Annotated in this window: 37 protein-coding genes; 1 reads left to right on the top strand and 36 read right to left on the bottom strand. The window is 63.3% G+C overall.

The annotated features are described in order from the left end of the window. Positions 1-4 precede the first annotated feature (4 nt). Complete coding sequence (locus tag E4656_RS13800) at positions 5-280, top strand: hypothetical protein (RefSeq protein ID WP_135483871.1); 276 nt, start codon at positions 5-7, stop codon at positions 278-280. On the opposite strand, the gene E4656_RS13795 is transcribed toward E4656_RS13800, so the two are convergent. The 36 genes from E4656_RS13795 to E4656_RS13625 all read right to left on the bottom strand — a co-directional run bounded on the left by E4656_RS13795 (position 277) and on the right by E4656_RS13625 (position 21,807). Next, complete coding sequence (locus tag E4656_RS13795; protein ID WP_135483870.1) at positions 277-492, bottom strand: tail protein X; 216 nt, start codon at positions 490-492, stop codon at positions 277-279. The two genes, E4656_RS13800 and E4656_RS13795, sit on opposite strands and share 4 nt — an antisense overlap. After that, positions 489-842: a hypothetical protein gene (locus tag E4656_RS13790; RefSeq protein WP_135483869.1), complete on the bottom strand. Its 354-nt coding sequence runs from the start codon at positions 840-842 to the stop codon at positions 489-491. Before E4656_RS13790 ends, E4656_RS13795 begins: the two co-directional genes overlap by 4 nt. Continuing rightward, on the bottom strand, positions 842-1,315 hold the full coding sequence (locus E4656_RS13785) for a phage tail protein (protein WP_135483868.1): 474 nt from the start codon (positions 1,313-1,315) through the stop codon (positions 842-844). Before E4656_RS13785 ends, E4656_RS13790 begins: the two co-directional genes overlap by 1 nt. Beyond that, on the bottom strand, positions 1,315-3,324 hold the full coding sequence (locus tag E4656_RS13780) for a phage tail tape measure protein (RefSeq protein ID WP_135483867.1): 2,010 nt from the start codon (positions 3,322-3,324) through the stop codon (positions 1,315-1,317). The genes E4656_RS13785 and E4656_RS13780 overlap by 1 nt, the downstream gene beginning before the upstream one ends. Positions 3,325-3,338: 14 nt before the next feature. Beyond that, complete coding sequence (locus E4656_RS13775; protein WP_135483866.1) at positions 3,339-3,473, bottom strand: GpE family phage tail protein; 135 nt, start codon at positions 3,471-3,473, stop codon at positions 3,339-3,341. A gap of 5 nt (positions 3,474-3,478) precedes the next feature. Beyond that, positions 3,479-3,826 carry a phage tail assembly protein gene (locus E4656_RS13770; RefSeq protein WP_135483865.1) on the bottom strand — a complete coding sequence of 116 codons (348 nt, stop codon included), beginning with the start codon at positions 3,824-3,826 and terminating at the stop codon, positions 3,479-3,481. Positions 3,827-3,851: 25 nt separating this feature from the next. Continuing rightward, the gene (locus E4656_RS13765; RefSeq protein WP_135483864.1) at positions 3,852-4,343 is read right to left on the bottom strand and encodes a phage major tail tube protein; all 492 of its coding nucleotides are present in this window, start codon (positions 4,341-4,343) and stop codon (positions 3,852-3,854) included. Continuing rightward, complete coding sequence (locus E4656_RS13760; protein WP_135483863.1) at positions 4,343-5,539, bottom strand: phage tail sheath subtilisin-like domain-containing protein; 1,197 nt, start codon at positions 5,537-5,539, stop codon at positions 4,343-4,345. Before E4656_RS13760 ends, E4656_RS13765 begins: the two co-directional genes overlap by 1 nt. Next, entirely contained in the window at positions 5,532-5,729 is a 198-nt protein-coding gene (locus E4656_RS13755) for a hypothetical protein (protein ID WP_135483862.1), read from the bottom strand. The genes E4656_RS13760 and E4656_RS13755 overlap by 8 nt, the downstream gene beginning before the upstream one ends. Before the next feature lie 28 nt (positions 5,730-5,757). Further along, positions 5,758-6,312: a hypothetical protein gene (locus E4656_RS13750; protein WP_135483861.1), complete on the bottom strand. Its 555-nt coding sequence runs from the start codon at positions 6,310-6,312 to the stop codon at positions 5,758-5,760. Next, positions 6,312-6,734 (bottom strand): gp436 family protein, encoded by a 423-nt coding sequence (locus tag E4656_RS13745; protein ID WP_135483860.1) that lies wholly within the window; start codon positions 6,732-6,734, stop codon positions 6,312-6,314. The genes E4656_RS13750 and E4656_RS13745 overlap by 1 nt, the downstream gene beginning before the upstream one ends. After that, positions 6,731-7,321, bottom strand: a complete 591-nt coding sequence (locus E4656_RS13740; RefSeq protein WP_135483859.1) for a hypothetical protein — start codon at positions 7,319-7,321, stop codon at positions 6,731-6,733. Before E4656_RS13740 ends, E4656_RS13745 begins: the two co-directional genes overlap by 4 nt. Before the next feature lie 11 nt (positions 7,322-7,332). Further along, positions 7,333-8,244 (bottom strand): Mu-like prophage major head subunit gpT family protein, encoded by a 912-nt coding sequence (locus tag E4656_RS13735; RefSeq protein ID WP_135483858.1) that lies wholly within the window; start codon positions 8,242-8,244, stop codon positions 7,333-7,335. Next, the gene (locus tag E4656_RS13730) at positions 8,241-9,350 is read right to left on the bottom strand and encodes a phage protease (protein ID WP_135483857.1); all 1,110 of its coding nucleotides are present in this window, start codon (positions 9,348-9,350) and stop codon (positions 8,241-8,243) included. The genes E4656_RS13735 and E4656_RS13730 overlap by 4 nt, the downstream gene beginning before the upstream one ends. A 293-nt stretch (positions 9,351-9,643) precedes the next feature. Then, complete coding sequence (locus tag E4656_RS13725) at positions 9,644-10,123, bottom strand: phage virion morphogenesis protein (protein WP_135483856.1); 480 nt, start codon at positions 10,121-10,123, stop codon at positions 9,644-9,646. Then, on the bottom strand, positions 10,123-10,920 hold the full coding sequence (locus E4656_RS13720; RefSeq protein ID WP_135483855.1) for a phage head morphogenesis protein: 798 nt from the start codon (positions 10,918-10,920) through the stop codon (positions 10,123-10,125). The genes E4656_RS13725 and E4656_RS13720 overlap by 1 nt, the downstream gene beginning before the upstream one ends. Further along, complete coding sequence (locus tag E4656_RS13715; RefSeq protein WP_135483854.1) at positions 10,920-12,503, bottom strand: DUF935 domain-containing protein; 1,584 nt, start codon at positions 12,501-12,503, stop codon at positions 10,920-10,922. Before E4656_RS13715 ends, E4656_RS13720 begins: the two co-directional genes overlap by 1 nt. After that, complete coding sequence (locus E4656_RS13710; protein WP_240753989.1) at positions 12,497-14,041, bottom strand: hypothetical protein; 1,545 nt, start codon at positions 14,039-14,041, stop codon at positions 12,497-12,499. Before E4656_RS13710 ends, E4656_RS13715 begins: the two co-directional genes overlap by 7 nt. Then, the gene (locus E4656_RS13705; RefSeq protein WP_135483853.1) at positions 14,038-14,589 is read right to left on the bottom strand and encodes a DUF3486 family protein; all 552 of its coding nucleotides are present in this window, start codon (positions 14,587-14,589) and stop codon (positions 14,038-14,040) included. Before E4656_RS13705 ends, E4656_RS13710 begins: the two co-directional genes overlap by 4 nt. A gap of 1 nt (position 14,590) precedes the next feature. Further along, positions 14,591-14,893: a VpaChn25_0724 family phage protein gene (locus E4656_RS13700; RefSeq protein WP_135483852.1), complete on the bottom strand. Its 303-nt coding sequence runs from the start codon at positions 14,891-14,893 to the stop codon at positions 14,591-14,593. After that, positions 14,890-15,231, bottom strand: a complete 342-nt coding sequence (locus E4656_RS13695; protein ID WP_135483851.1) for a DUF2730 family protein — start codon at positions 15,229-15,231, stop codon at positions 14,890-14,892. Before E4656_RS13695 ends, E4656_RS13700 begins: the two co-directional genes overlap by 4 nt. Next, positions 15,232-15,393, bottom strand: coding sequence for a TraR/DksA C4-type zinc finger protein (locus E4656_RS20760; RefSeq protein ID WP_420812686.1), 162 nt, complete (start codon positions 15,391-15,393; stop codon positions 15,232-15,234). 7 nt (positions 15,394-15,400) lie between these two features. Next, on the bottom strand, positions 15,401-15,721 hold the full coding sequence (locus E4656_RS20250) for a hypothetical protein (RefSeq protein WP_167856052.1): 321 nt from the start codon (positions 15,719-15,721) through the stop codon (positions 15,401-15,403). After that, positions 15,718-16,149 (bottom strand): hypothetical protein, encoded by a 432-nt coding sequence (locus E4656_RS13685; protein ID WP_135483850.1) that lies wholly within the window; start codon positions 16,147-16,149, stop codon positions 15,718-15,720. Before E4656_RS13685 ends, E4656_RS20250 begins: the two co-directional genes overlap by 4 nt. Further along, positions 16,140-16,757, bottom strand: coding sequence for a transglycosylase SLT domain-containing protein (locus E4656_RS13680; protein ID WP_135483849.1), 618 nt, complete (start codon positions 16,755-16,757; stop codon positions 16,140-16,142). The genes E4656_RS13685 and E4656_RS13680 overlap by 10 nt, the downstream gene beginning before the upstream one ends. Positions 16,758-16,770: 13 nt before the next feature. Then, entirely contained in the window at positions 16,771-17,268 is a 498-nt protein-coding gene (locus E4656_RS20370; RefSeq protein ID WP_205849208.1) for a putative holin, read from the bottom strand. A gap of 163 nt (positions 17,269-17,431) precedes the next feature. Further along, positions 17,432-17,680 (bottom strand): hypothetical protein, encoded by a 249-nt coding sequence (locus E4656_RS13670; RefSeq protein WP_135483848.1) that lies wholly within the window; start codon positions 17,678-17,680, stop codon positions 17,432-17,434. 5 nt (positions 17,681-17,685) lie between these two features. Further along, positions 17,686-18,102: a Mor transcription activator family protein gene (locus tag E4656_RS13665; protein WP_135483847.1), complete on the bottom strand. Its 417-nt coding sequence runs from the start codon at positions 18,100-18,102 to the stop codon at positions 17,686-17,688. 2 nt (positions 18,103-18,104) lie between these two features. Beyond that, the gene (locus E4656_RS13660) at positions 18,105-18,695 is read right to left on the bottom strand and encodes a gp16 family protein (protein ID WP_135483846.1); all 591 of its coding nucleotides are present in this window, start codon (positions 18,693-18,695) and stop codon (positions 18,105-18,107) included. Then, positions 18,692-19,096, bottom strand: coding sequence for a hypothetical protein (locus tag E4656_RS13655; RefSeq protein ID WP_135483845.1), 405 nt, complete (start codon positions 19,094-19,096; stop codon positions 18,692-18,694). The genes E4656_RS13660 and E4656_RS13655 overlap by 4 nt, the downstream gene beginning before the upstream one ends. After that, positions 19,089-19,277, bottom strand: a complete 189-nt coding sequence (locus tag E4656_RS13650; protein ID WP_135483844.1) for a hypothetical protein — start codon at positions 19,275-19,277, stop codon at positions 19,089-19,091. The genes E4656_RS13655 and E4656_RS13650 overlap by 8 nt, the downstream gene beginning before the upstream one ends. A 10-nt stretch (positions 19,278-19,287) precedes the next feature. Beyond that, positions 19,288-19,917: a DUF3164 family protein gene (locus tag E4656_RS13645; protein ID WP_135483843.1), complete on the bottom strand. Its 630-nt coding sequence runs from the start codon at positions 19,915-19,917 to the stop codon at positions 19,288-19,290. Beyond that, complete coding sequence (locus tag E4656_RS13640; RefSeq protein ID WP_135483842.1) at positions 19,910-20,248, bottom strand: hypothetical protein; 339 nt, start codon at positions 20,246-20,248, stop codon at positions 19,910-19,912. The genes E4656_RS13645 and E4656_RS13640 overlap by 8 nt, the downstream gene beginning before the upstream one ends. Then, positions 20,241-20,615 carry a hypothetical protein gene (locus E4656_RS13635; RefSeq protein ID WP_135483841.1) on the bottom strand — a complete coding sequence of 125 codons (375 nt, stop codon included), beginning with the start codon at positions 20,613-20,615 and terminating at the stop codon, positions 20,241-20,243. The genes E4656_RS13640 and E4656_RS13635 overlap by 8 nt, the downstream gene beginning before the upstream one ends. Before the next feature lie 240 nt (positions 20,616-20,855). Continuing rightward, positions 20,856-21,188: a helix-turn-helix domain-containing protein gene (locus E4656_RS13630; protein WP_135483840.1), complete on the bottom strand. Its 333-nt coding sequence runs from the start codon at positions 21,186-21,188 to the stop codon at positions 20,856-20,858. Further along, positions 21,181-21,807, bottom strand: a complete 627-nt coding sequence (locus tag E4656_RS13625) for a hypothetical protein (protein WP_135483839.1) — start codon at positions 21,805-21,807, stop codon at positions 21,181-21,183. The genes E4656_RS13630 and E4656_RS13625 overlap by 8 nt, the downstream gene beginning before the upstream one ends. Between the last annotated feature and the right edge of the window lies 1 nt (position 21,808).

Raw genomic sequence — 21,808 nt, 5'->3', positions numbered from 1 at the left:
CCCCATGATTCGCTTGTTTGTACTGTTGTCCCTGCTCGCCCTCACCGCCTGCGCTTCGCTCACCGAAACCACCGGCCAGCCTTATAAAGTCGAGGCCTTTGTAGACGGCGAGTGGGAAGAGCGCTATCCGACCAATGAGCGACCCAGAGACAGGGCGCACGGCTTTTGCGCCGCAGCACCAACCGTCTGGAGAGGCCTTTACGAAACGGTCCGAATCACCGACACCCGCAATGGCGAAGTCCATGAGTTTGACTGTGTCGATCTGCGGCAGTGGGACTAATTCCATATCGGCTTCGCAACCTCCACTTTCTGCTCAATCTCTCCCAACTCCGGCAACGTAATCACCAGGCCCGCCGGTAAAAACGGGCCATGATCCGCCAGCCCCCGATTCGCCTCATACACCGCCTCTACTGAGCCGTTGCTGTAGCCGTAATACTGGCGACAGATCTGGTCCACGGTTTCGCCGTCGGCGGCGCGGTATTGCTGGCTCATGCAGCCCTCCAGTTCAGCGCCTGGCGCAGCAACGGCTGAATGTGCAGCAGCTGATTGCCGCGCTGTTCGAGCATGCGCACCAGGGCGTCACCCGTCGGCCCCGCCTTTGACAGCGGGGTCGCCAACAACGCACGGCCGTCGGCGGTCAGCTGGATGGTGCCGTCGTGCAGCTCCTCGACATAGCCCGCTTCCGCCAGCCAGCTCAAAGCCCGCTGGGCCATCTCGTAATCACCAGCCTCTGGAAGAACGATACTGCCGTGGGTGTGCAGCTTGCTCAGCACCACAGCCAGTGAAACGTCCGCCAACACCTGCTCACGCAGCTCATCATGCTCTTGCTTGGTCATGGTCATCAGTCGCTGTCTCCCGCGTATTCCAGTTGCAGTTGAAACTCGATGCGCTTGGGCGAACCGAATTTGGTGTAGGCAGAGCCGACTTCATCGACTTCCAGAATGGCGTACAGGCCATAAACCACGCCCAGGCCATCCACCAGCAGCCAGCGGCGGCCGCTGCCGGCCATCTCGCGCAGAGCCTGCATCTGCCGTAGGCCGCCCTTGTATTCGGGGTAGATCACGCCATCAATGTGAATCAGCTCCTGGCCTCGGCCGGTGAATTGCAACAACGGCCGCTTGCCGATCCGCTCCTGAGCGGGCCAGGCGAAGCTCGCCTTGCGGTCAATTTGCTGCGGTGAGGCCGTGCCCACGCTGAGCATGTAAGGCCCCAGCATCATCATCACGCGGTCGCGGTTCTTTACCTGGTCGCGTACCGCTTCCAGGCCCTCACGGGCGCGGCTGATGTTGCGCAAACCGCTGACGATATCGACCACTACAGATCCCCTACGGTTTTGATGGATGACCACATATCGCGCCGGCCCAGACGCTCCAGCATCGCCTCCAGCTCGTCCGCCACGTCCCGCGCCTGGGCATCGTTGCCCACCCGCACGGTGATGTTGGGCCGAAAGTCCACACGGTGAACGGTGATGCCACCGGAGGCAGCGGCCTGCCCGCCTCGGCCCAGCAGGGGCTCTGGCAGGGTGACGGTGTCGGCACCGGAATCGCGGCTAAACGCATCCAGCCCCAGCCCGGCCAGATCACGGAAAGCCGACAGAAAGCCGTCCTGTCCGCGCGCCATGCCCGTGGCCAGCGTGTTCGGAATGGCCTGGCCAGAGGCGGTGAGACTTGAGAAGGGGCCGGTTTTGGCGTCACTGAACGGCAGCAGGTCGCGGGCACTGGACAGTACGCCGCGCAGGGCATCCGCCGGGCCGCTGGCCATGTCCTTGATGCCCTGCACCAGGGTCGCTATCAAGGCGCGGCCGTGGCCTGACCAGTCGATGTCGGCCAGCCAGTCGGTGACCTCGCCAAACGCTTCCATCACCATGCCCAGGGGTGAGAGCTTGAACAGGTCAATCAATGCCGACCAGTCGCCGGACACCAGCCGCACCACGGCCCCGGTGACGTCGCTCACATAGTCCACCATGGCGCCCCAGGTCTGGCGCAGCACGGCCAGTGGATCCCAACCCAGAAACTCAACCAACTGACCCCAGGCGCCCGACACATAGCCCGCGAACCGCTCCCACATCTCTTTGAACCAGGGCCCAACCGTCTCCCAGTTGGCAATGATCAGCGCCGCACCAATAGCAATGGCCGTGATCAGCGCCCCGATCGGATTGGCGATGATGGCCATGCCCAGCATTTTCAGGGCCCCGATGATCATGGGAATCTCGCGCACCGCCAGGCCGATCAACTTCACGCCAATGTTGGTGACGGCAAAACCGACATTCAGCAGAGAGAGCACAAACATGGACAGCGGCAGCGCCACCGGCCCGGCCAGTACCGCGCCCAGCCCCAGCACCACAGAATTCACCACGCCAAATTGCTCCACCAGCTCCATGCCTTTCATCACCAGCGGCGTCAGCGTATCCACCAGAGACAACACCTCGCCCTTCAGCATCTCAATATGCCCCGGCAGGTCCGCCGCAAACCCTTCCGCCCAGGCCTGAATGGCGGGTTGATGCTCAATCACCAGCTCGGTCAACTGCCCCATAAGCTCGGTGAACACCGGCAAAAGCGCGCTGCCCACAATATTGCGCACGCCAAACAGAGAGCTGCGCATATTGGTCAGGCCGTCGGCAAAGGCCTCAGAGGCTGCCAGCCCCTCGCCGCTGAAGAAGTGGCCAAAGCGGTGCGCCTGGTCCATCAGGCCATCCAGCGCCTCACCGCCGTCACGCACCAGACGCGACATGTCCATGCCGCTGCGACTGAACGCGGCGGCCGCCAATTGGTTGCGTTCCAGGGCGTCGTCCGTACCCTCCAGGGCCCGCATGTAAATGCGCAACGCTTCGCTGGTGTCATTGGTGGCCATCAACTGGCGCAGCAGCTGCGGCTGCGTGTCCTGCAGGCGAGAGAACAGCTCACCCTGGCCGTTGCGGGCATCGCCCAGGCGGCGCACAAAGCTTTCGAGCGAGCTGTTAAAGTTCGACACCCCGTTACGTTCGGCGGCGTACTGCCAGCGCTGCAACTGGTCGGCACTCATGCCCACCTGGTCGGAAAATTTGGCCATCTCATCGCCAGAGCTGGCGGTGGTGAACGCAATGCCAGCCAGCGACGCCGCGCCCAAAGCACCCACAAACGCCAGGCGTCTGGCCAGTCGGCCGGTGGCGCGGTACAACTCACCGCTGGCCCGTCCCGCCAACGCCAGCGAGCCCGTCAGGCGGTCAAAGCCCATGCGTCGGCCCATCACCTGGGCCTGACGCTGGAACGCCCCCAGACGTGTCTGGATATTGCGCAACGGGCCAGAGAATTGATCCCTGACCCGCAGCAATACCGACAATGCCATGTTGCCGCCTGCACTCACTCTGACTGCCCCCCATTAACCTGCTGATGCCGAGTCGTTGCCTTCTCGTGCCAGTCCATCAATTCGCTGACGCCGCGCCCCAGCAGCCAGTCCGGCTGCCAGTGAAAAATGAAGGCGATGTCAGCGACCATCTCCTTTACATCCGACCAGCTCGGACATCGGGCAAAAAATAGCTGAGCACCGCCGTCAGGCGCGCAATGTCCCGCCCCCCCAGCGTTCTGACTTCCGCTGCCGACAGCCCCACACAGTCACCCATGATGCGCCAGCTCACCTCGCCCTGGGCTTTCTGGCTGCCCGCCTTGAACATCAGGTCAATGTGGTCGCCGGTGGGCTCTTCAAACACCAGGGTGTCCCGCATCTCGCCACCGATCTCTTTCGGGGCCAGAAGCTCCAGCTCCACCCGATCCGCCAGTCCGTCCTTCAGCTCTTCAATGTCCACGTCGTCGCGTTTTTCGATGACGGCCAGGCCGTTTTCAATTTTCACCGTTCGTCACTCCTCAGGTTGTGCGTTAGATGCCCAGGGCATCGCGAATGCTGGCCAGCTGATCCACGCCGCCGACTTTGCGCACCATGCGCTCCACGTCGATCTCGTAGATCTCCTCACCTCCCACGCGCAACACGTAGGTGTTGGCGGCAAAGGTCAGCGTGCTGGTGGCCTTGGAGCCCGGCTGCCAATCGCCACCGTTATCAGTGATGAACCGGCCCGTCAGCTCAGCCGTCGCGCCGCGCACTTCGCCGTCGCTGGCGATCAGTGCGCCGCGCAGGGTCAGCGGAATGTCGGGGCGGCCCATGAGTTTCTTCACCGCCACCGGCACCGTCTCGCCTTCCAGCGTGACCCGCATGGCGGCCATGCCCATGTCCATCTCGGTGGGGGCGTCCATGCCGCCGGCGCGGAACTCTTCGGTCTGTACCGAGATCTCCGGCAGGGTGACCTTGTTGAAGTCTCCCGCGTGGTTGCGGCCATCAACAAAGGCCGCGACGTTACGCATTACGTCTTTCATCAGAGGATCTCCTCAAGGTAATCGTTCACCATGGCGCTGCGGAACGTCAGGCGCTCAGCCACACCAAAGGGTGAGAAGTCGAAGTCAAACACCGCACGGCCCGCCGCCACGTCTTCTGGCGAATTCAGGTCCGGGTCAGCCCAGCACGTGCCGCCCGCAATCCGACCCAGCGCCACCTGGCGGTTGATGAACGTCTGCACGCCACCCACCACGTCTTCCAGGTACGTCTTGGTGATGTTGCGGTCGACCGCCCAGCGGTGCGCCGTCACAATGGAGTCATTGATGATGTCCGCCGTGCGCACATGCGCCAGAAACGCCCACTTCGGGTCGTCAGAGGTGGTGCGGTTGCCCCACAGGCGGTACCCGTCTTCCTGAATCGTGGTGGCGATCTCATCGGCATTCAGCCGGTTGGCCCGGCAATTGGGGTCACCCATGGTGAAGTCGATGTCCCGTGACAGGCCGACAATGCCCGGCACCGCCTGGTTAGAGGGCGAAGTCCACCAACCGCGGTTGTTGTCATTCCAGGCAATCACACCCGCCAGGCGGGCCGAGCTGGGGCGCGTCACGGCCATGTTCAGCTCGGTATCCCACACCCGGTACCACGGGTCATGAAAGAACCCGCGCCGGCTGGAGAAGTCCGACCGCGCCGCCAACGCATCCGCATCGGTGGTGTTCGGGCCATCAATCACCACAATGCCGCGCAGGCGACCGGCGGCACTGATCAACTCAGCGGCCACGGGGTTGGCCAGGAACTGCCCCGGATTCTCGGGATCGTCATCACGCTGATGCGTAAAACCGGTGGCAATCAGAATGCGCGGCGTCACGCCCAGTTGCGACTTGGCCGCCAGCAAGGCCGTAATGCCCTGGTACTGGTCGGTCTCCGCGTCCACACCACCAATCACATTGCTGCGGGTCTCGGCGTCGTCCAGGCCTTCCTGAACACGCACCACCACCACCAGCGCACCGGTGACACTGAGAATGTCTTCCAGGGCGTCAGGCAAAGTGCCTTCGGTACCCAACTGAGCGGCCTTGGTACGGCTGCCGGCAACCAGCACCGGTTCGTTCAGCGGGAACGCTGCCTCATCGGCCTCCGGCGCAGTACCCACCACGCCCACCACGGAAGACGCCGACAACGCAATCGTGCGCGGCCCGCCCTCCATTTCAACTATTTCGACCCCATGCAGAAAATCAGGCATCGTTCTTCACCTCCGTTTTCTTGGCACTGGCCTTCTTGCTGGCCGTCCGCTGTGCGGTGACCTCCAGGTGGGTGCCGGTTAAGTATTTCGCCTGGCGTGGGTGCATTGTCACCACGTCACCCTTGCGCAACGCACGACCCGGCCAAGGGAAGGGCGCTTTGACTGTGTACTGTTGCTCTTGCTGTTTCATCGTCCATTAACCTCGGTTTAAAGGGTCGTTACGTGTCTTGTTCGTCGTAGTCGTCCGGAAAGGCTTCGCCGTCCTGACCTATCCACACCTCGGTGGGTGTCACATCGTCGCCAGCCCAGATGCTGCCGCCCAGGTTGATGACCTGACGCCAGGTCACGGCCCACAGACCAAAGCCCTTGTTGTCCAGCTCGGCGCTGTAGAGGTTTTGCACGCCTTCAATGGCGGCCTGCTCCACCTGGGGCGCCATGCCCCACTGGGCATCCTGAACCTGCACCGCCCACTGGGTGGCCAGGGCCATGGCGTCCCGGCCCCGGTCGGCAGCCCCGCCGGCGTTGCGCGACAGGCAATACGCTGCCCACCGCACCTCAAACGCAATCCGGCCTTCCCCTGGCTGCTCAGTAGCCGGTGGCGCATCCAGTGCCGCCAGAAAAAAACCCGGCGTGGCCATGCGCCCCCGGCTCGGGCCGTCCTGGCCAAATTGCCCCGCGTAGGGCTCACACATCACCAGCCCTGGCAACGCGGCCTTGGCCGCTGCCAGAATGGCATCCTGTACCGGTTCAAAGCTGTACAGGTCGCCCGGCATCAGATGTACCCCTTGCTGTCTTCACGGGCCCAGACCCGACCGCCTGACACCATCTCGGCACCGTCAGCGGTTTGTGGTGATTCGCCAGCGGCGTCCATGCCCAGAGAGACTTCGCCCTTGCTGATGCGCTGCAGCGTCTGCACCGCCGCCTTGTGACGCTCAGTGATCTGGTCCGGGGCGTGATCGTCGTGCAGGTAGTAGCGCGCCATGTCCGCACACAGCCGCACCAGCACCACCGGCACCGACGCCAGCGGCAACTGGTACCGGGCAGACAGGTAACCGTCGATCTCGGCGGTGGCGTCGTCCAGGGCGCGCTCGATCGGGGCGATGTCGATCTCACCACTCCCCGTCACGTCCGTTAACTGGACCAGCTCCGCGTCACCGAACCGCGCCTGCAAGTCTTCCAGCTCGGCGTAACTCACAGCGCTTTCACCATCACGTGCGGATCAGCTTCCAGCTTCGCCAGCTGCGCTGGCGTCACTTCCACGTCCCGCTCGGCGCGGGTCACTTCAATGCCGGCACGAAAGTGGCGTTCGGCTTTGGTGCGGACACGCACGGCGATCGTGCCCGCCTCGGCCTTGGCTTTCGCCTTCGCTTTGGCTTCTGCTTCCTCCTCCGCTTTTGCGGCGGCGTCGGCTTCTGCCTGGACCTTGGCCCTGGCCTTGGCGTCAGCCTCAGCCTGGGCAAAAACCGCTTCAGCGTCCGCCTTGGCCTTGGCCTCGCCGTCTGCATCCGACGCATCAGCCGTCTTGTCAGAGCCATCCGTGGTGGCCGCGTCCGTTGCGGCCGGGTCCGGGCTGTGGGTGTTCGGCTGATCCTGGCCGCCTTCACCTTCAGGCTTTTCGCTCGCCGGGGTGGTATCCGTAGCCACCGCAGCAGTGGCGTCCGCAGCCTTCGACTCCGGATCGGGCGTCTTCGGGTCGGTCGCGGTGTTGGCCGCTTCCGCTTTTTTCTGGGCAGACGCGGCGGCTTTGGTGCCGCCCGTCTGACGCTTCTTAGTGGTCGCCATCTAGTCCGTCCTTACATGATCCAGGGGGTTTCGAGCAGCTCTGCCGTGTTGGCCAGGGTGTTGGTCGCCCCGTTGGCCAGGCGCTCGGCCTTCAGTACTTCGTCGGCCTGACTGCGCAGGGACGGCGGTACCACCAGCATGGTGGGCTTCACCGCCAGTGGACGGCCACCGTCGGCCTTCTGGCTGGACATGGCCTGGCGAGCGGCGGCGTAGTTCGCGGCGTTCAATGGCTGCTGGCTCTTGTAGGCCATCTGCCAGAAACCGAAACCGACGTTGCTGCGCGCCCGCACGCCGTACAGGTACTCATCGCGGATGAACACGTTCTGGTCGGTCTCATCCGTCAGTGCCTGGAAGTTATGCGGAGTGCGCTCCTGGAAGATGAACGGCTTCAAGGCGCGGCTGGTGTCCAGCAGGTACCAGGCGGTGCCGGGGTCGGTGGCCGGAATGTCCTGGTTGCTCACCAGATCCGGTGTACCGGTGCCATCGACTTTCGGGTACACCGGGTGTTCGTCGTCAAAGAAGTTCTGACCGTCGTAGCACAGCTCGGTGTGGCCAGACTTGATCAGCGCAAACACCAGCTCGTCCGGATGCACTGCCGACGCCCGCCCCGCTTCACGGAACAGCGGCGAGTAGATGCCCAGCTCATCGTCTTCGATGTCCGTGCGCTGCACGCCCACGGTGGACTCCCACAGCTTGTTGGTGATCTGATAGCCGTGCGCGGCCATGTCGTTGACCTGGCGATCGCCTACCCACTCCCGAAAACCGGGGAACTGGCCGAGCCAGCCGTAGGTGTTGGACTTGCTGGAACTGCGCACCAGAGTGGCTACCTTGTTCCAGGCGGGGTCGGCCATCGCCGTGCCTTCGTCGAAGTCCGCCCGAAAGGTGGTCATCAACGCAGTGAGAATGTCAGGAGTGATAATCATGATGCTTGCTGAGCCTCTTTAGCTTTCAGAAATTGTGCGTGCGAGACGCCCGTGGCCTTGCACACCGCCATCTCCGACGGGGTGAGCTTGGTGTTGGTGTCCGGCATCTCGCGGCCGTTGGTCTGGGTGCCCGACAGCGCCGCAATGGGCTGGGCCGAACCCAAAAACGACCGCAGCGCGGCCACGTCCTTTTTGCCCAGGTCGCGCGCCCAGGACTCCAGGCCCTTCGTCAGGCGACCGTCGGCCAGGCCTTCCGCCACCAGGCTATCCACTTCCTTGCCGGTGTGGTCAGCGCGCAGCGCGGCAATCTGGCCCTGCAGGTCCTGCACGGCGGCAATGGGCACGAACTTCGTCGGGTCCGGTTCGCCCGGTGCCGCGTGCTCGGTGCGCGCCGCTGCCAGTGCAGTGACCGCTGTGTTCACCGCCTCGGGGTCGGTGTCTTCCTTCAGTCCCAGGGCTTCCAGCGTTTTGGCGTTCAGCACCGCTGCGCCATCGGTCTTTGCTTTCAGCGCCGCCACGGCCGCGCTGATCTCTGCCTCGGTGGCGTCTTTCGACAGCCCCAGCAGTTTCAGGGTTTTTTCATCCACGGGTGTGGTCTCCTCATTGGGGGGTTGATCAGAGTTGAGGTTGAAGCGGGCAGCTGCCAGGTCGGCAATGCCATCAATGGCGGGGTTGTTGGTCACCGCCGCCATGAATAGTTCCTGCACCGCACCGTTCTCGGGGTTAAACGCAAACACGGGGGACAGGTATCGGTACTCATCGTTGCTGATGTACGCCGACGCCTTGGCGGTCCACTGCACATCGGTGGCGTACAGGCCGTCGCCCTCGCGCCACTCCAAGCGAGTGAACCAGCCCGCCGCCGGGGCCGGCTGGCCGCTGGTGTCGGCGTGCAGGGTCTGGTGTTCGTAGTCAATCACAAAGGGGGTCTGGCGGGCGGTGGCCAACGCAATCACCTGGTTGGCCAGCGCGGCGTCCAGGTACCAGCGGCCACCGTCGCGGCCATCACGGGCCTCAAACCAGCCTGCCGGCATGAGTTGAACCTCGGTGCCGGCAGATCGAATGCGGGCCGCTAGCGCGGCAATTTGGAATCGGGTTGTCTTTTTCATGGGGCCACTATGGGCCGTCCCACACGGGCGATGAAGCTGAAGGGCTTCAGCATAGAGAGGGGTGGCGCAAAGGGGGTTTTTGTGACGGGCCTCTGAGAAGCCCTCAGAGACGATCTAGGCTCTGGCGGTGCGTTGGGTCACGCAAAAGCGTTGCGCTTGCGCTAGCCTGTTTAACACCTGTTTAACGGCGATGTTTGCCACTGGCTAGACAGGTCACTGACAAACCGGCCGGCCAGTGAGGCCAATATACGCCATTATTGATGCGTTATCGAGCCAGCGTATCGGCTGTCGGACTACCGCCCAGACCACGCGCCAGTGCCGTGCTCTTCCAGCAGCCTGAGTATCTCACCCCGGTCGCCAGTAGAGAAGCCCAGGAACCGCCGGGCCGGGATGTCGCCCCAGGGTATCGGGCCGCCCTTACTGGTCTTGCCGAAGTCGCCCTTGCCGGCACCGAGCTGCTGCACCGCACCGTAGATCATGGGCGTACCCTGGCGCAGCTCACCACCGCTCACCTGGTAATGGATGGAGCCGCGCAGGATCGTGCTTTCATGCAGCACCTTGGGGTTGCGCTTGCGCAACAGCGTGGCCGCCGTGTTCGGGGCCCAGGCCTGGCCGTCGGGGTCGGTCTGGCTGATAAAGCGATCGTCCACCGAGCGCTGCATGTATTCGCCCACGTCTTTCAGCGCCGCATCGGGGCGGCGACCAAAGCGCACCAGGCGTTCCAGGGCTTGCGACACCTCGCGGGTGTCCACCTGGATGTGTACGCCCGCCATCAGCGATCACCTGGTGCGGGGCCGGGGTCCCGATCGGCCGCCCGACTGACCGACGTCATCAGGCGCCGGGCCAGCGCGTCCGGCAAACGCCTGGCCTTTTTCGCCACGTGGTCGCGCGTGCGCGCCGCTACACTGCGACCCGGCGCGTAGTCCCAGCCGGGCCCCACGCCCACCGGCACCTGCGTGACTTCACCGGTGGCTTTGTTTACGTGCTTATAGGTCTCCAGGACCAGCGGCTTACTGACGGTAATTCCCATGCTCTCCAGGTCGGCCTCAGACAAGGCCATGACCTTGCAGCTGCAGCCCCAGTCGTTAGGTGGAGAAATTAAGTCCCATATTGGGTCATCCGCAGGGCGCACCATGCCGTCCCACGCCAGGTGTTCGGGGCGCGGGTCGGCGCTGCCGCCGTGACGGTACTGCCAATAGGGTCGACGGGCCTGCACATCTGGATCCGTCAGCTGGGCATGACGCCCCGCCTGTTGCGCGGTGCGCAGGTTCGTCTCATAGATCACGCGGGTCCGCCAGTTGCGCGAGCCGTTGTACTCCCAGCCGTAGGTGGCCACCGTCTCATCAAAGTCCTGACGGAAGGTCTCCAGTGTGGTGCCTTGTGATGCCGCCTTATCAACAGCCTGGAATAAGTCATTGATCAGGTCCGCTTTGGTCGCGCCGGCAACCATGAACCCCACATCATGCTGATCGCGCCAGACGTCGGTCCAGCGCTCGGTGGGTATCGACACCTTGTTGCGCAAAAAGGTGATGGCCTCCTCGAATGGCAGACTGCCGTACTTGACCGCCATCAGCCTTCCTCCTGGATCTGATCACGGCCTGCCAGCTCGGCGGCGCTGGTGGCCAGGTGGATGATGCGGGCCAGCTGCTCTTCGGGCATGTCGTCGTACAGGTCGACCAGCCGATCCCGAAACTCTTCCAGCGAACTGACCGACTGCAGCAACTGCCGCACGGGCTCCATCAGACCCGCCATAGCATCGGCACCTTCGGTCTGCAGGCGCTCGGCCCACTGCGCCGGCAGATCGTCGGGGTCGTCCAGGGGCTGCGTGGTCAGGGCGGCCGTGTGCGCTGGCAGGTTGGCGCGGGCCTGCCCCCAGGGGCTGGGGCTGGGCGCTTTCTCGGGCACCCGCAGCAGCGGCTCATCGCCCTCTGGCATGGGGATGCGCAGCTTGTCGTGCGCCCAGCGGGCGGGAATGTCCATCACCGTCACCAGCTTGGGCAGGGCCTCTGAATAGCGGCCCATGTCTTCCGCCTGGCCGGTGTCAAACTGAAACTGCGGCAGGCGCTGCATGGTGGTGTTCAACCGCACCAGCGGCTCCACCAGGTGGCGGCTCAGGGTACGGGCAATCTGGCGGGCGTCACTGCGGGCAATGTCGTGGCGCACTTCGTTGTGGACTTCGCCCAGGGCGTACGCACCGCCACCCGACTCACTGGTCTGGCTGGTCAGGGTGCCGCCCAAAATGGCTTTCGACATCGACTGCTCGGCCCAGTGCATCATCGCCATGAAGGGATCGCTGGACCCCTTCGCGGCCTCTTCAAAATCAATATCCATGCCTTGGGGAATCACCCCGGCAGCGGCGTGGCCGATGCCCACCACGGCCTTCATGAGGGTGGCCTTCTCGGTGTCGTTGGCACCCGCCGGGTATTTACCAATGCGCATGGGCAGGCCGTGGATCTCCAGGAACTCGGCGAAGTCGCGCGCCGAATAGTTCCGGAACAGGTACGGCCAGGCCAGAATGCGCGCCAGGCCACCACGCGCCAGGTACCCACTCTTGGCCTTGTGCTCGTGCACTATCCAGCCCCAGGGGCGCAGCGGCTCACCCAGGCCGTCCAGGGTGCGCAGCAGCAGCTCGTTGCGGCCTTCGGGCTGCATCATGAACCAGTCGGGCTGGCGGTACTCCACGGCCTGGGGCCGCCACTCGCCACCGGAGCGGTCCCACACAATCTCCTGGCAACTGTAGCCGTGCAGGATCGCCGCCGCCGCGTCGTTGATGATGTCCTCCCAGTCCAGGTCACGAATGATGGCCTCGATGCGGGCGGTGTCTTTCTGCTCCGCCGGGGTGGCATCCACCGGCGGCTGCAGGTCCCAGTCCAGCCCCAGCAGCTGACCACGGCGCTTGGACAGCTCGGCGAACAGGTGGGCGTCCTTCTCTTCCATGTCCTCACCCAGGCGCGCCTGGGCAGTCAGGTCGCCGCGCTCGGCGTCGTTGAGAATGCGCGACAGCTTGGCGGGCGTCAGGCCCCGGCTGGGGTGGTCGCCAAACTCTCGCGCCAGGTGACCGACGTTGGCGGTCTGTGGCTCTTTGGCCAGCGTGGCGCGGCGGATGGGTCGGCCCCGATGATCCACCAGGCCGGTGTTGCTTTGGTCTACCATGCACCTTTCTCCGGTATCGAAAATTCAGACGCGTCGTCTTCGTGTGCGTCCCAGCGGCTGGCCGCTTTCGGCACAGCGGTGTATTCAATGGGGGCCGGGTCCTGGCGGCTGGCGGCGTAGGCCAACGCGTAGGCCACAGCGGCATCCCCGTGGCGACCGTCCTGGCGACTGTTGCGCGGCACCATGGCCACGCCATTCACCACGGTCACCGCGCGCAGGTCATCGACAATGAAGCTGTCAGCCGGAATCTCAATGGTGCCGTCTTCAAACGCGGCCTTGAGCGGGGGCATATGCTCCCGGTACCAGCCCTCGGACAGCTTCACTTCCTCGACCCGATGCGAGCCGTAACGCTGCGCGGTCACCTCCGCCAGGTACGCGCCGTTGCCGGTGCCGTCCAGCTTGGCCGCCTGGAAACGCGGAAAGCGATCGCAAATGTAAAACAGGACTTGTTCCTGCTGCTGAAAGGGAATGTTGGCCAACTCCACCACAAAGGGGGTGCGGCGCACCAGGTCCTGGCTGATGATCAATGGCACCAGCACCGTGAGGTCGACGCTGCGCCCAAAGTCTTCACCCAGGGCCATCCACAGGTTGTCAGGCAACTGGACCAGCAATGGCTTCAGGTGCGCTTCACACCAGTCGTGAATCTCGGCGCGGCGTGCCGCCTGGTGCCAGTGCTTGAAGCCGTCGTCTTTCTTCAGGCGCAGCACGGGGATGGTGGCCGTGCGGGCTTCGATCAGCGCCCGTGGCAGCCAGTTGCCGGAGCCCTCGGCAGGTACCACGTCCAGCTCTTCCTGGGCGTCGTCGCCGTAGAAGCTGTAGACGTTTTCCATCCACTCCGCCTCGGCCTCAGCCGTCCACTCAATACCCAGGCGCAGACACACCCGCTGGTACAGGCCCTGGCTGATCGCCTCTTTGAACTCAATGCGCTGCACCGAGCCTTTGCGGCGGCCGGCGCGCAAATCATTTATGAGCTGGTTAAAGGGGTTTTGATCGCCGTTGTGGGTACTGATCACCCGCACCTTGCCACCCCAGATCAACAGGGCCAGCGCGGCTTTGAGCAGCTCGCCCAGCTTGTCATGGAACGCCGCCTCGTCTATGACCACCACGCCTTGCTTGCCGCGCAAGTTCGCCGGACGACTGGACAGCGCGACTACTCTGTGACCGCTCTCGGGGAACCGCACCGTGAAGGTTTTGATGTGCTTGTCACCGTCTTCACCGTCGTCCCACAGGCCCTCATCCACGGCAGACGCCGCGTGGTTGAACACCCGCGCCCACATGGCCACGGCCTCCACGTATTCAATCGCCATGTCCTGGTTGTAGCCAATGTAATAGACGTTCATGCCGCCGGCCTCTTTGGCCGCGCCGGCAATCAGCACATCGTCCGCCGCTTCGGCCCAGGTGAGGCCGGTACGCCGTGACTTCTCACTCACCTTGAGCTGGCTGTCGTCGGCGACCCACAGCTGCTGGTAAGGCAACAGCACCGGCGGGGGTCCGTCGGTGCTGTGGGTGGCGGGCAATACGGTATCGACGGTCGTCATTCAGCAATCCCCAACAGCTCTTTGCGCAGGTTGCTCACCAGGGCCTTGGACATGCCGCCCTTCTTGGCGAACTCGGCGGCCTTGTTGGCGGCCTCGGTGGCCACTTCTTTGCGCACCTCGCGCGCCCACTTCTTCTGGCCCAGGGACATGCGCCCCAGGTCAGCGAGGGCATGACTGACCGTGGCCATGTGCTTGGCGGCTTTCTCTGGCTCATCCTCAGACTTGCGCAGCGCCATGGTGATGCGCATTAGGTTCTCTTGAACCATCTGGGCGGTCGCGCCCATGAGTGCACCCTGAGTGTCTTCATCAGAATCCGCCCACGCCTTGGCCATCTCGGTCGTTTTGCGCACGTCGCCCATAGCCATCTCGAACTCTTCCTGCAGGTCCTTGCCGTAGCGATGCACGGCAGAACGCGACACCTGAAAGCCCTGATCGCTCAGCCAGTTGGCCAGGCCGTCGTAACCCTGAAAGCCGGTGCCCACGAGCTGCTTGTTCAGCTCATCGCGGACCTCCGGTGGCAGGTCGTACACCTTTGAGCGCTTGGGCATGTCAGAGTACTCCGGGGCGCGGGCGGGCCACACCGGGCACCTGGGCGGCACCGCTGGCGACGTCGTTGCCGCGCGATGTCAGCGTGGCCAGCCAGCCGGCGCGCGGCTGCTGAGTAATCACCAGGCCTTGCTCTTCCAGCCAGGCCAGATCGCCCTGCAGGCGGTCACGGCTCACATGGTGGCCATAGGCCTGCTGCAGCTCATCGGTCAGCGAGTACTCGTTGGTGGTGAACAGGTTGCGGCGCGAGAGAATACGCAATATTCCCAGGCGCCGGCCGTCGGTCTCAAAATCCTGGTAACTCATCGTTGCCCCTTCTCTGATAATAGGTATTCATGCAGGCGGCCCAATAGCTGGGTCGTGGCCTGCAACTCCGCCGACACCTGAGCCAGGTGCCGGTTCGTGCTGGACACTTCGTTGCGGAGCTTTTCCAGATCGTCGTGCCCTGGCCGGTTACTCACCGCGCTCTCCACCCGGTCCACGTGTGACTGCACTTCCGTCACCCGCTCATCCACTTTCTGAATAGCCGACGTGGTGGCGCGGGTTCGGGTGGTCCACCACACATAGATGGCGATGATCGCCATAATGATGGTTTGCGTGACGTCCCAAATCAGCCGCGCCGTGTTTGCATCTACCGTGTCCATTCACTTCCTCATCCGATTGCGCTTTTCCAGTCTTGTCTGGCAGTCCAGGCACAGCTCAGCGCGCACAGACAGCCGTCGTTTCTCGGGGATCTCATCCCCACAGTCCAGACAATGGCTCTCGCCTTCTCCGACCTGGTTGTGGTCGGCACGGTGCCGGGCCACCGCCGTGTCAATCTCTCTCTGCTGCAGGGCCTGTGCCCGTTCGTAGTCCGCTTCGTTGAACACAGTGCTCACTCCATTCGTCTATTGCGTCAATGCGCTGCCAGCCCTCGCTGCCCCACGCATGCAGGTCTGACAGGTACCGCGCCACATCGCGCTGGCTGTAGTCGCCTTGCGGCCGGTCAGGGGCTTCCGGTGCCACCAGCAGGCCCGCCGGCACCACACAGAACACCAGCGGTTGTGCGGGCGGTGGCGGTGTTGGTTCGGGTCCGGGCATGGTCCCGCACCCTGTCAGCACCACGGCGACCAACGCCAGGGCCAGTGCCTTCATGGCAGAGCCTCCAGCGTATCGCGCAGCACCGGCGCCACCGGCCCATCGGCCTCAGCCGGCGCGGCTCGGATGCGCTCATTGAGTGCCCGGTAGGCGCGCTCTCCGGCGGCGAGCCTGGCATTCATGTTTCGCACCGTGTCACGGCTGGCCTGCAGCTCTTCGCGCAGTGCCTCAGCACGGGCTTGGGATTCGTCGGCGGCCGCTTGCCACTGGCCAAGGTCGCGCTGCAGGTCACTCACCCGGCTGCGCAGGTCGACCGCCTCAGAGCGATGCAGCAGCACCGTGGCCTCGGCCTCAGTGACGGCGCGCTCAAGGCGGTTGGTCTGGTACCCGTGATACAGGAAGCCCACGCCCCCCAGCACAACGGCGACAATGGTGCCGCCACCCAACCACTTCACCAGGGCGCCACCCAACAGTCTCACGGGCATACGGCACCCCCATGCCAGCCGGCACGTCGGTAGGTGGGTTCAAGCTCCAGCAGAATGCGCCGTGGGTAATGACGGTTTTCCGTGCGCGCCCAATCAGCGCGCGCGGTGTGGTGCTCCACATGGTCAAACCAGCGGTCGGGGTTGTCGCCCGCCTCCGTAGCCAGGCGACGGTCACGGGACACCCAGCCGGGGCCGCCGTTGTAACCAGACAGGGTCATGGCCCAGTGATCACAAGCGGGTATAGCGGCGTCGTAAACGGGGTTTATGCGCTGTTTAATGTGGCGGTTATAGACCAGCATGGCGCGCAGCGACCACGCCGGACTGAACGGCGCGGCACGGCCCAGAGACGGGTACGCCTGGGCGATCCACTCGGCAGTGTCGGGGGTGAACTGGGCCAGACCATTGGCAAAGGGGCTGCGGGCGTCAGGCCGCCAGGTGGACTCCTGGTGGATCTGTGCCGCGAACAAAGCCACCGGCGCATTCAGGCCGAACTCCTGTTGCGCCAGACGGGTCAGCTCGCGCTGATGACCCTTGGCAGCGGACGGGATCGGCTCGGCGTTGACCGGGGCACAACTCACCAGCAGCAATACCAGCACAGACCAAACCATGCGGATCATCACGCTAGACCCCCAGGCCCAGTGCCAGAATGGCAGCGGCCATGATGCCGACGCGCCGGAGTGTGGCAAGGCTGGCCTGGTGGCGCATGGCTTGCGCGCCTTGCGTCTGATCTTGGCGGGCTAGTGAATTGGCGATGTCGAAGAGCATGCCCGGCCGGGCGTAGTGAAACACACTGCGGTCGATCCAGTAGCCCAGGTACGCCCCCAGGCCCAACTTGCTGAGTGACCACACGAGCACGCCAATCTGATGCGGGGCCAGCCAGGCGACGATGCCGGCAAACACGACGCCCGACAGTAGCCACGGCCAGGCGCGCATCTGGTCGATGTGACTAACGCACCAGTAGCCCACAGCCACAATAATCGTCCAGACGAACACGCCCAGCGCCACCGCAGGCAGAGCATCCGGAAACGCCGCCCAGGTGATGGGAACCGCCAACGCACCGGCCAGCAGCAGGAAAGGATTTGCAACAACAAGGGTGAGGTATTTCAGTAGTGTCTTCATGCCCCTGACGGTAGCGGGGCGAGGGGGTCAAAATAAGCTGAAGGGCTTCAGCAGAGGCTTAGGTGGGTGGCCGGCCCGGTTGGCTCAACGGGTGCCGGCAGACTGATAACCGAGCCAGGTTCGCGCACAGATTAGCGCGACCGGGGGAGAATAACAAACCGGCTTATTGGCCAGCCTCGGCCTCTACGGCCAGAATGCCTTTGCCGGTAATGGAAAACTGATAACCGCTGCGCTCAATCTGGCCGAGCTTCTGCAATGCCACCAGGTGAAAGTCGATGTCTCCGGCAAACGCGCTACGCAGATCGTTCTCAGCAATCCAGCCCGCTCGGTAATTGCCTGGCCGGCACTCTGCTTGCAGTCGGTCATAAAACATCACCAACAGGTCGTGGCGGTTTTTCTGATTGGGGTGCATGGTCGCTATACCTCACTTTCGGTGGTGTCGGTTGAAAACAGATCCATCTGATCCTGATTGGCGTGGACCTGCGCCAGAATACTGTACACCTGGCGCTCTGTCAGCCCGAACCGCAACGCCAGGCGCGCGGCGCCCAGATGGCGCGCCTGCCAGATCTCCGTATTGCGCACGCCGCGCAGGGCATGCAGGCAACGGGCGACGTTCAACGCCTCGCCGCCAAAGTGTTCCGCTAATAACATTGCTGCCTCCTGGCCCAGTATGGTCACCAGCTGGTGATCAGCTGGCATTTGTTGTGGCACATACACACGCACGCCCGGCAAAGCTTCCACCAGCTTGAGGGCCGACTCCAGGCCAATGGCATCAACAATCTCGGCCAGGCTTTCTGGCAGGTTGTCGGCGCTGAGGCTTTGGTAGGCGTTCATGATCAGTGCTCCTGCAGGGCTCGCTGGGTGATCTGCTCAGACAGGTGGCTGCACACCTGGCGCAGGGTGCGCCGGTTGCGCTCCCAGCCTTTGCCCAGTTGAGTGTTCATGGCCGCAAAGTCTTCACGGTTCAGGCCCAGTTGCCGCAGGCTGTCATCCACTTCACTCAGCAGCGCGCGCTTCTCTTGCTCAACGTGCAGCGCAGCAATGATGGCGCTCAGGTGTTTGGGCTGACGCACCCATGCCACCTTCTCGACACCGGCCTGGCGTTTTGCGATCGCATCGGCATAAGCCCAGGACAATTTCATCTCGGCCAGTTGCGCCTCAATTTTTTGCAGCTGCTCAACTCGGCTGAGGTTGTGTGGCGTGCCTGGGTGTTGCGCCACTCGCTTGCGAGGCTTGGCCTTGAAGCCGGCACTGCGCAAATGGTCCAGCACCTGCTGGCGGCCAGCCACCGTCAGCAGGGCCGCAGAGCGGACGCCGGCAACACGCTCGAGCATGCCCCGGTAGGTGTCTTCGTCCATGCCCAGTTGCTTGGCGGCCAGGTGGATTTGGGCGAGTTCGCGGCGGCGCTTGTCGGCTTGGGCTGTCATTGGGCAGACTCCTCTGTCAGCTCAAGGTCCGGGAACTCACGCTTCAGGTGAGCGATCAGTGTGCGCGGGCTGTTCCACCAGGGCATTAAGGCCACCACCTTCAGTGCAGTCATTTGGTCCGCCTTCCGTTTGCCGAATGCACTCTTGATCTTCTTGTAGTCCTTGAGCGAGTAGGCGCGGGTTTTCACGGGTCGCCAGAAACGCCCCTCGGGGTGCTTTGGTTTGCGGTCGGCATCGACCTCCCACCACTCGCGCTTTACTTCTCCCTCTACGCCAACCTCAATCACCAGGCGTTCTTTGTACAGCCGCTTGCGCAGGTTGACGGTATACCCGTCAGCAAGCACGTCGGCACCCGATGAGACGCCCTGCAGCTTCTCCTCCAGTTGCTTCCACTTATCCATGAGCGGCCTCCTTACGCAGCTTATTCAGCCGACTGTGTATGCGGTTAACCACCGACTTCTGCAGGTGCGGTACCGCAAGGGCCGCCCGCAGCTGATCCACGTCGAAACGCTTCACAAGGTCCAGGCGAGACTCGACATCCACGGCGCCATGGCCGCTCTGATCCATGAATGGGTTCTGCATGCTCACCTCCTTACACCGCCGCCAGGTCAAGCGGTACCGGCAGATACTTGTTGGTTTTGCTGTCACGCCGATAGATGCGCACATACACCGCCGTGCCCTGTGACTGGATCGAATCCTTCAGCGCCTCCATCGCCCGCTGCCATTCGTCGTCGTCAATCTCCAGCCGCAGCAGCTCTAAAATCGCCGTGGTCTTCATCTGCCCTCTGGCGTCGGTGCGAAACGCGCGGTCGACCAGGGCGCGGATGTTGTCGTTAGCACCTTCGCTCCAGCGCATAATGCACTGGTTCACCAACTCTTTAGCGGTCTCCAGCTCTTCGGTAAATCCGATCAGCTCGGCATAACTGCGCTTCACCATGTACTCGCCGTTGTAGGTGGCAATGCTCACATTGCCCTTGCGGCCGCCCATCTTCACGTCGTACCGCTCGGCACTGATCGACACCAGGTCCGCAATCTCATCCAGTGCCCGGCGCTTGAACTCACCGAGCCGGCTGTTCAGCTTCAACGCTTCCTCCACCAGATCACGGGCGATCTGGTCGCGCAGCTTGTCCTGCTCACGCACCTGGCTTTCAGGCACCAGGTGGCCGGAGGCGTTCATAAGATAACCGGCGGGGATCTGGTCGTGGGTGTGTTGTTCAGTCATGACATTCAACCTCAGGTTGTTTAAGTGTGGTGGCCACGGCCGGAACCGCAGGGGTGCGGTCCAGGCCTGAGCTTTTGTCCAGGCACGGGACGCACAGGCCAGCCACCCGGTGGTGGTCGTACAGGCCGCAGCAATCGCATGTGCCTTGCGTCTCAATCACGTGAAACTGGATCCGTAACTGGTCGTCAACGGTGTAGCTAACCCACCCCATGCGCTCCAGGGTGAACAGGCGATCAACCGCCACGCGGGGCGCCAGGTCCAGCGCTTCACAAACGTCAAAGGGGCTGGCCTGTTTGCGCTTGGCCAGCAACTGCAATACTGCCTCAGCCATGGTGCACACCTCCCACTTTCCGCTTCTGGCGCAACCAGAAGTTGCCAGCCGTGCGGCGCGGGTACCGGCGGTGGCGCATCTGCTCCACCACATAGCCATTGCGGCGCGGCAGATGCGCGATCTCGACCTCAGCGTCTTCCTGCAGCAGCTCCTGATCGTCGCGCTCAGCCTCTGCCAGGCTTTCGGCGGTGGCCTTCTGGGCCGTCATGAACGGCAGCACCTCATCACCGGCCTCGGCGTCTTGCTTCAGATAGGCATCAGGGTCTGAGATGAACACGCCGAACGGCAGACCGCGACGGCGGTACAAGCGCTCTTTGATGAAAACCTCACCCCAGTATTCAATGTGTTCGTCGCTGTGTGTGTTCATACCGCACCTCCCGAGCCGTTTTTCTCGGCCTCATTTATAGCTGTCAGCAGGGCATGCTGAAGCGCACGAGCATCCCCCAAACTCAACGCCACCCGTGTCCAGTCTGGGGTAGCACCCAACCGCTCATCGTATTCCGTATGGGTTTCCACCGTGATAGGAAGGTCCGGCAGTAAGCGCGTGTCTGTGCGTACCGATATGGTGGTGGTCCGATCACACATCTGCTGGACAACCTGGGGCTTATCAATTGACATCATTCAACCTCTCTAACTGACTATTGGGGCATCCACTACGGCAGGCCCGATAAAGACGCACACGCTGTGCGTTGGTTGCGGCAAACGGTCGGCGCTGACAATCAAGGCATTCGCGGGTCGAGATCTCACCCAACACCGGACAGTTAACCGACGACCCCATCAGCTCGCCCTCCACGCGGCGCTGCAGCTTGCTCAGGTCGCCGGGGTAAACCCCTTTCAGTGCCTGGCTCACCATGGACGACGACACCCCCAAGCGTTGCGCCATGCGGTTCTGGCTGGTGTGTTTGCATTCCTCACGCAGTACTTCCATCCAATCACTCATCGGTCTGGCCCTCCGGTGTCCATACCACCTGCTCGGTGTTCGGGTCCCACACCTGGCGTACCCGTTGAATCTGTGGGGCTTGCGGGCCTGTGTAACGGGTCTTGAGTAAGCGGTACCGGGCGGCCTTGTTGGGGCCACCCTTTTCCATGCAGACCAGATACCCGGCGCGGTGCAAGTACTGGCAGTAGAAGTTCGCCTCACCCGGCGCCACCACCAGTTCCTCAGTGCTGGCCTGAACGGCCAGCTCGTGAAAGGTGAACTGCCCAATGATGCGCATGGTGCGCCAGAGCTGTTCACGACCCCGGCCCTGGGTAACGTGACGGCCGTCCCGGGTAACCCGGGGCGCTTCTACGCCCACATCATTAATCAAAGTCCAGCGCACGGGTCCGTACCGGTTGTTTTTGCGCTCCGGCTCCTGGCGGTCCAGATACCCGGCGCGCTGCAGACCCATGACGTAGGTGCGCAAGGTGCCCTGGGTGATGTTTGTCTTTATCTCCAGATCCTGAATGGTGAAGGTGCGTATGGCCCGAATGGCCTCCCACATCACCTGGCGGCCCTGCGGGCGTTTCTTGTCGGCGGTGAGGTGTGCCGCTTTGCGGCCCAGTGGCAGCTTGCGCATA

The organism is Natronospirillum operosum (assembly GCF_004768465.1).
Taxonomy (GTDB): Bacteria; Pseudomonadota; Gammaproteobacteria; order Pseudomonadales; family Natronospirillaceae; genus Natronospirillum; species Natronospirillum operosum.
This window is presented reverse-complemented; position numbering and strand designations above follow the sequence as displayed.

Coding starts and splice junctions, on each gene's coding strand:
- E4656_RS13800 (WP_135483871.1), top strand. CDS start 5: ATGATTCGCTTGTTTGTACTGTTGTCCCTGCTCGCCCTCACCGCCTGC.
- E4656_RS13795 (WP_135483870.1), bottom strand. CDS start 492: ATGAGCCAGCAATACCGCGCCGCCGACGGCGAAACCGTGGACCAGATC.
- E4656_RS13790 (WP_135483869.1), bottom strand. CDS start 842: ATGACCATGACCAAGCAAGAGCATGATGAGCTGCGTGAGCAGGTGTTG.
- E4656_RS13780 (WP_135483867.1), bottom strand. CDS start 3,324: ATGGCATTGTCGGTATTGCTGCGGGTCAGGGATCAATTCTCTGGCCCG.
- E4656_RS13775 (WP_135483866.1), bottom strand. CDS start 3,473: ATGGTCGCTGACATCGCCTTCATTTTTCACTGGCAGCCGGACTGGCTG.
- E4656_RS13765 (WP_135483864.1), bottom strand. CDS start 4,343: ATGAAAGACGTAATGCGTAACGTCGCGGCCTTTGTTGATGGCCGCAAC.
- E4656_RS13760 (WP_135483863.1), bottom strand. CDS start 5,539: ATGCCTGATTTTCTGCATGGGGTCGAAATAGTTGAAATGGAGGGCGGG.
- E4656_RS13755 (WP_135483862.1), bottom strand. CDS start 5,729: ATGAAACAGCAAGAGCAACAGTACACAGTCAAAGCGCCCTTCCCTTGG.
- E4656_RS13750 (WP_135483861.1), bottom strand. CDS start 6,312: ATGCCGGGCGACCTGTACAGCTTTGAACCGGTACAGGATGCCATTCTG.
- E4656_RS13740 (WP_135483859.1), bottom strand. CDS start 7,321: ATGGCGACCACTAAGAAGCGTCAGACGGGCGGCACCAAAGCCGCCGCG.
- E4656_RS13735 (WP_135483858.1), bottom strand. CDS start 8,244: ATGATTATCACTCCTGACATTCTCACTGCGTTGATGACCACCTTTCGG.
- E4656_RS13730 (WP_135483857.1), bottom strand. CDS start 9,350: ATGAAAAAGACAACCCGATTCCAAATTGCCGCGCTAGCGGCCCGCATT.
- E4656_RS13725 (WP_135483856.1), bottom strand. CDS start 10,123: ATGGCGGGCGTACACATCCAGGTGGACACCCGCGAGGTGTCGCAAGCC.
- E4656_RS13720 (WP_135483855.1), bottom strand. CDS start 10,920: ATGGCGGTCAAGTACGGCAGTCTGCCATTCGAGGAGGCCATCACCTTT.
- E4656_RS13715 (WP_135483854.1), bottom strand. CDS start 12,503: ATGGTAGACCAAAGCAACACCGGCCTGGTGGATCATCGGGGCCGACCC.
- E4656_RS13710 (WP_240753989.1), bottom strand. CDS start 14,041: ATGACGACCGTCGATACCGTATTGCCCGCCACCCACAGCACCGACGGA.
- E4656_RS13705 (WP_135483853.1), bottom strand. CDS start 14,589: ATGCCCAAGCGCTCAAAGGTGTACGACCTGCCACCGGAGGTCCGCGAT.
- E4656_RS13700 (WP_135483852.1), bottom strand. CDS start 14,893: ATGAGTTACCAGGATTTTGAGACCGACGGCCGGCGCCTGGGAATATTG.
- E4656_RS13695 (WP_135483851.1), bottom strand. CDS start 15,231: ATGGACACGGTAGATGCAAACACGGCGCGGCTGATTTGGGACGTCACG.
- E4656_RS20250 (WP_167856052.1), bottom strand. CDS start 15,721: ATGAAGGCACTGGCCCTGGCGTTGGTCGCCGTGGTGCTGACAGGGTGC.
- E4656_RS13685 (WP_135483850.1), bottom strand. CDS start 16,149: ATGCCCGTGAGACTGTTGGGTGGCGCCCTGGTGAAGTGGTTGGGTGGC.
- E4656_RS13680 (WP_135483849.1), bottom strand. CDS start 16,757: ATGGTTTGGTCTGTGCTGGTATTGCTGCTGGTGAGTTGTGCCCCGGTC.
- E4656_RS20370 (WP_205849208.1), bottom strand. CDS start 17,268: ATGAAGACACTACTGAAATACCTCACCCTTGTTGTTGCAAATCCTTTC.
- E4656_RS13670 (WP_135483848.1), bottom strand. CDS start 17,680: ATGCACCCCAATCAGAAAAACCGCCACGACCTGTTGGTGATGTTTTAT.
- E4656_RS13665 (WP_135483847.1), bottom strand. CDS start 18,102: ATGAACGCCTACCAAAGCCTCAGCGCCGACAACCTGCCAGAAAGCCTG.
- E4656_RS13660 (WP_135483846.1), bottom strand. CDS start 18,695: ATGACAGCCCAAGCCGACAAGCGCCGCCGCGAACTCGCCCAAATCCAC.
- E4656_RS13655 (WP_135483845.1), bottom strand. CDS start 19,096: ATGGATAAGTGGAAGCAACTGGAGGAGAAGCTGCAGGGCGTCTCATCG.
- E4656_RS13650 (WP_135483844.1), bottom strand. CDS start 19,277: ATGCAGAACCCATTCATGGATCAGAGCGGCCATGGCGCCGTGGATGTC.
- E4656_RS13645 (WP_135483843.1), bottom strand. CDS start 19,917: ATGACTGAACAACACACCCACGACCAGATCCCCGCCGGTTATCTTATG.
- E4656_RS13640 (WP_135483842.1), bottom strand. CDS start 20,248: ATGGCTGAGGCAGTATTGCAGTTGCTGGCCAAGCGCAAACAGGCCAGC.
- E4656_RS13635 (WP_135483841.1), bottom strand. CDS start 20,615: ATGAACACACACAGCGACGAACACATTGAATACTGGGGTGAGGTTTTC.
- E4656_RS13630 (WP_135483840.1), bottom strand. CDS start 21,188: ATGAGTGATTGGATGGAAGTACTGCGTGAGGAATGCAAACACACCAGC.
- E4656_RS13625 (WP_135483839.1), bottom strand. CDS start 21,807: ATGCGCAAGCTGCCACTGGGCCGCAAAGCGGCACACCTCACCGCCGAC.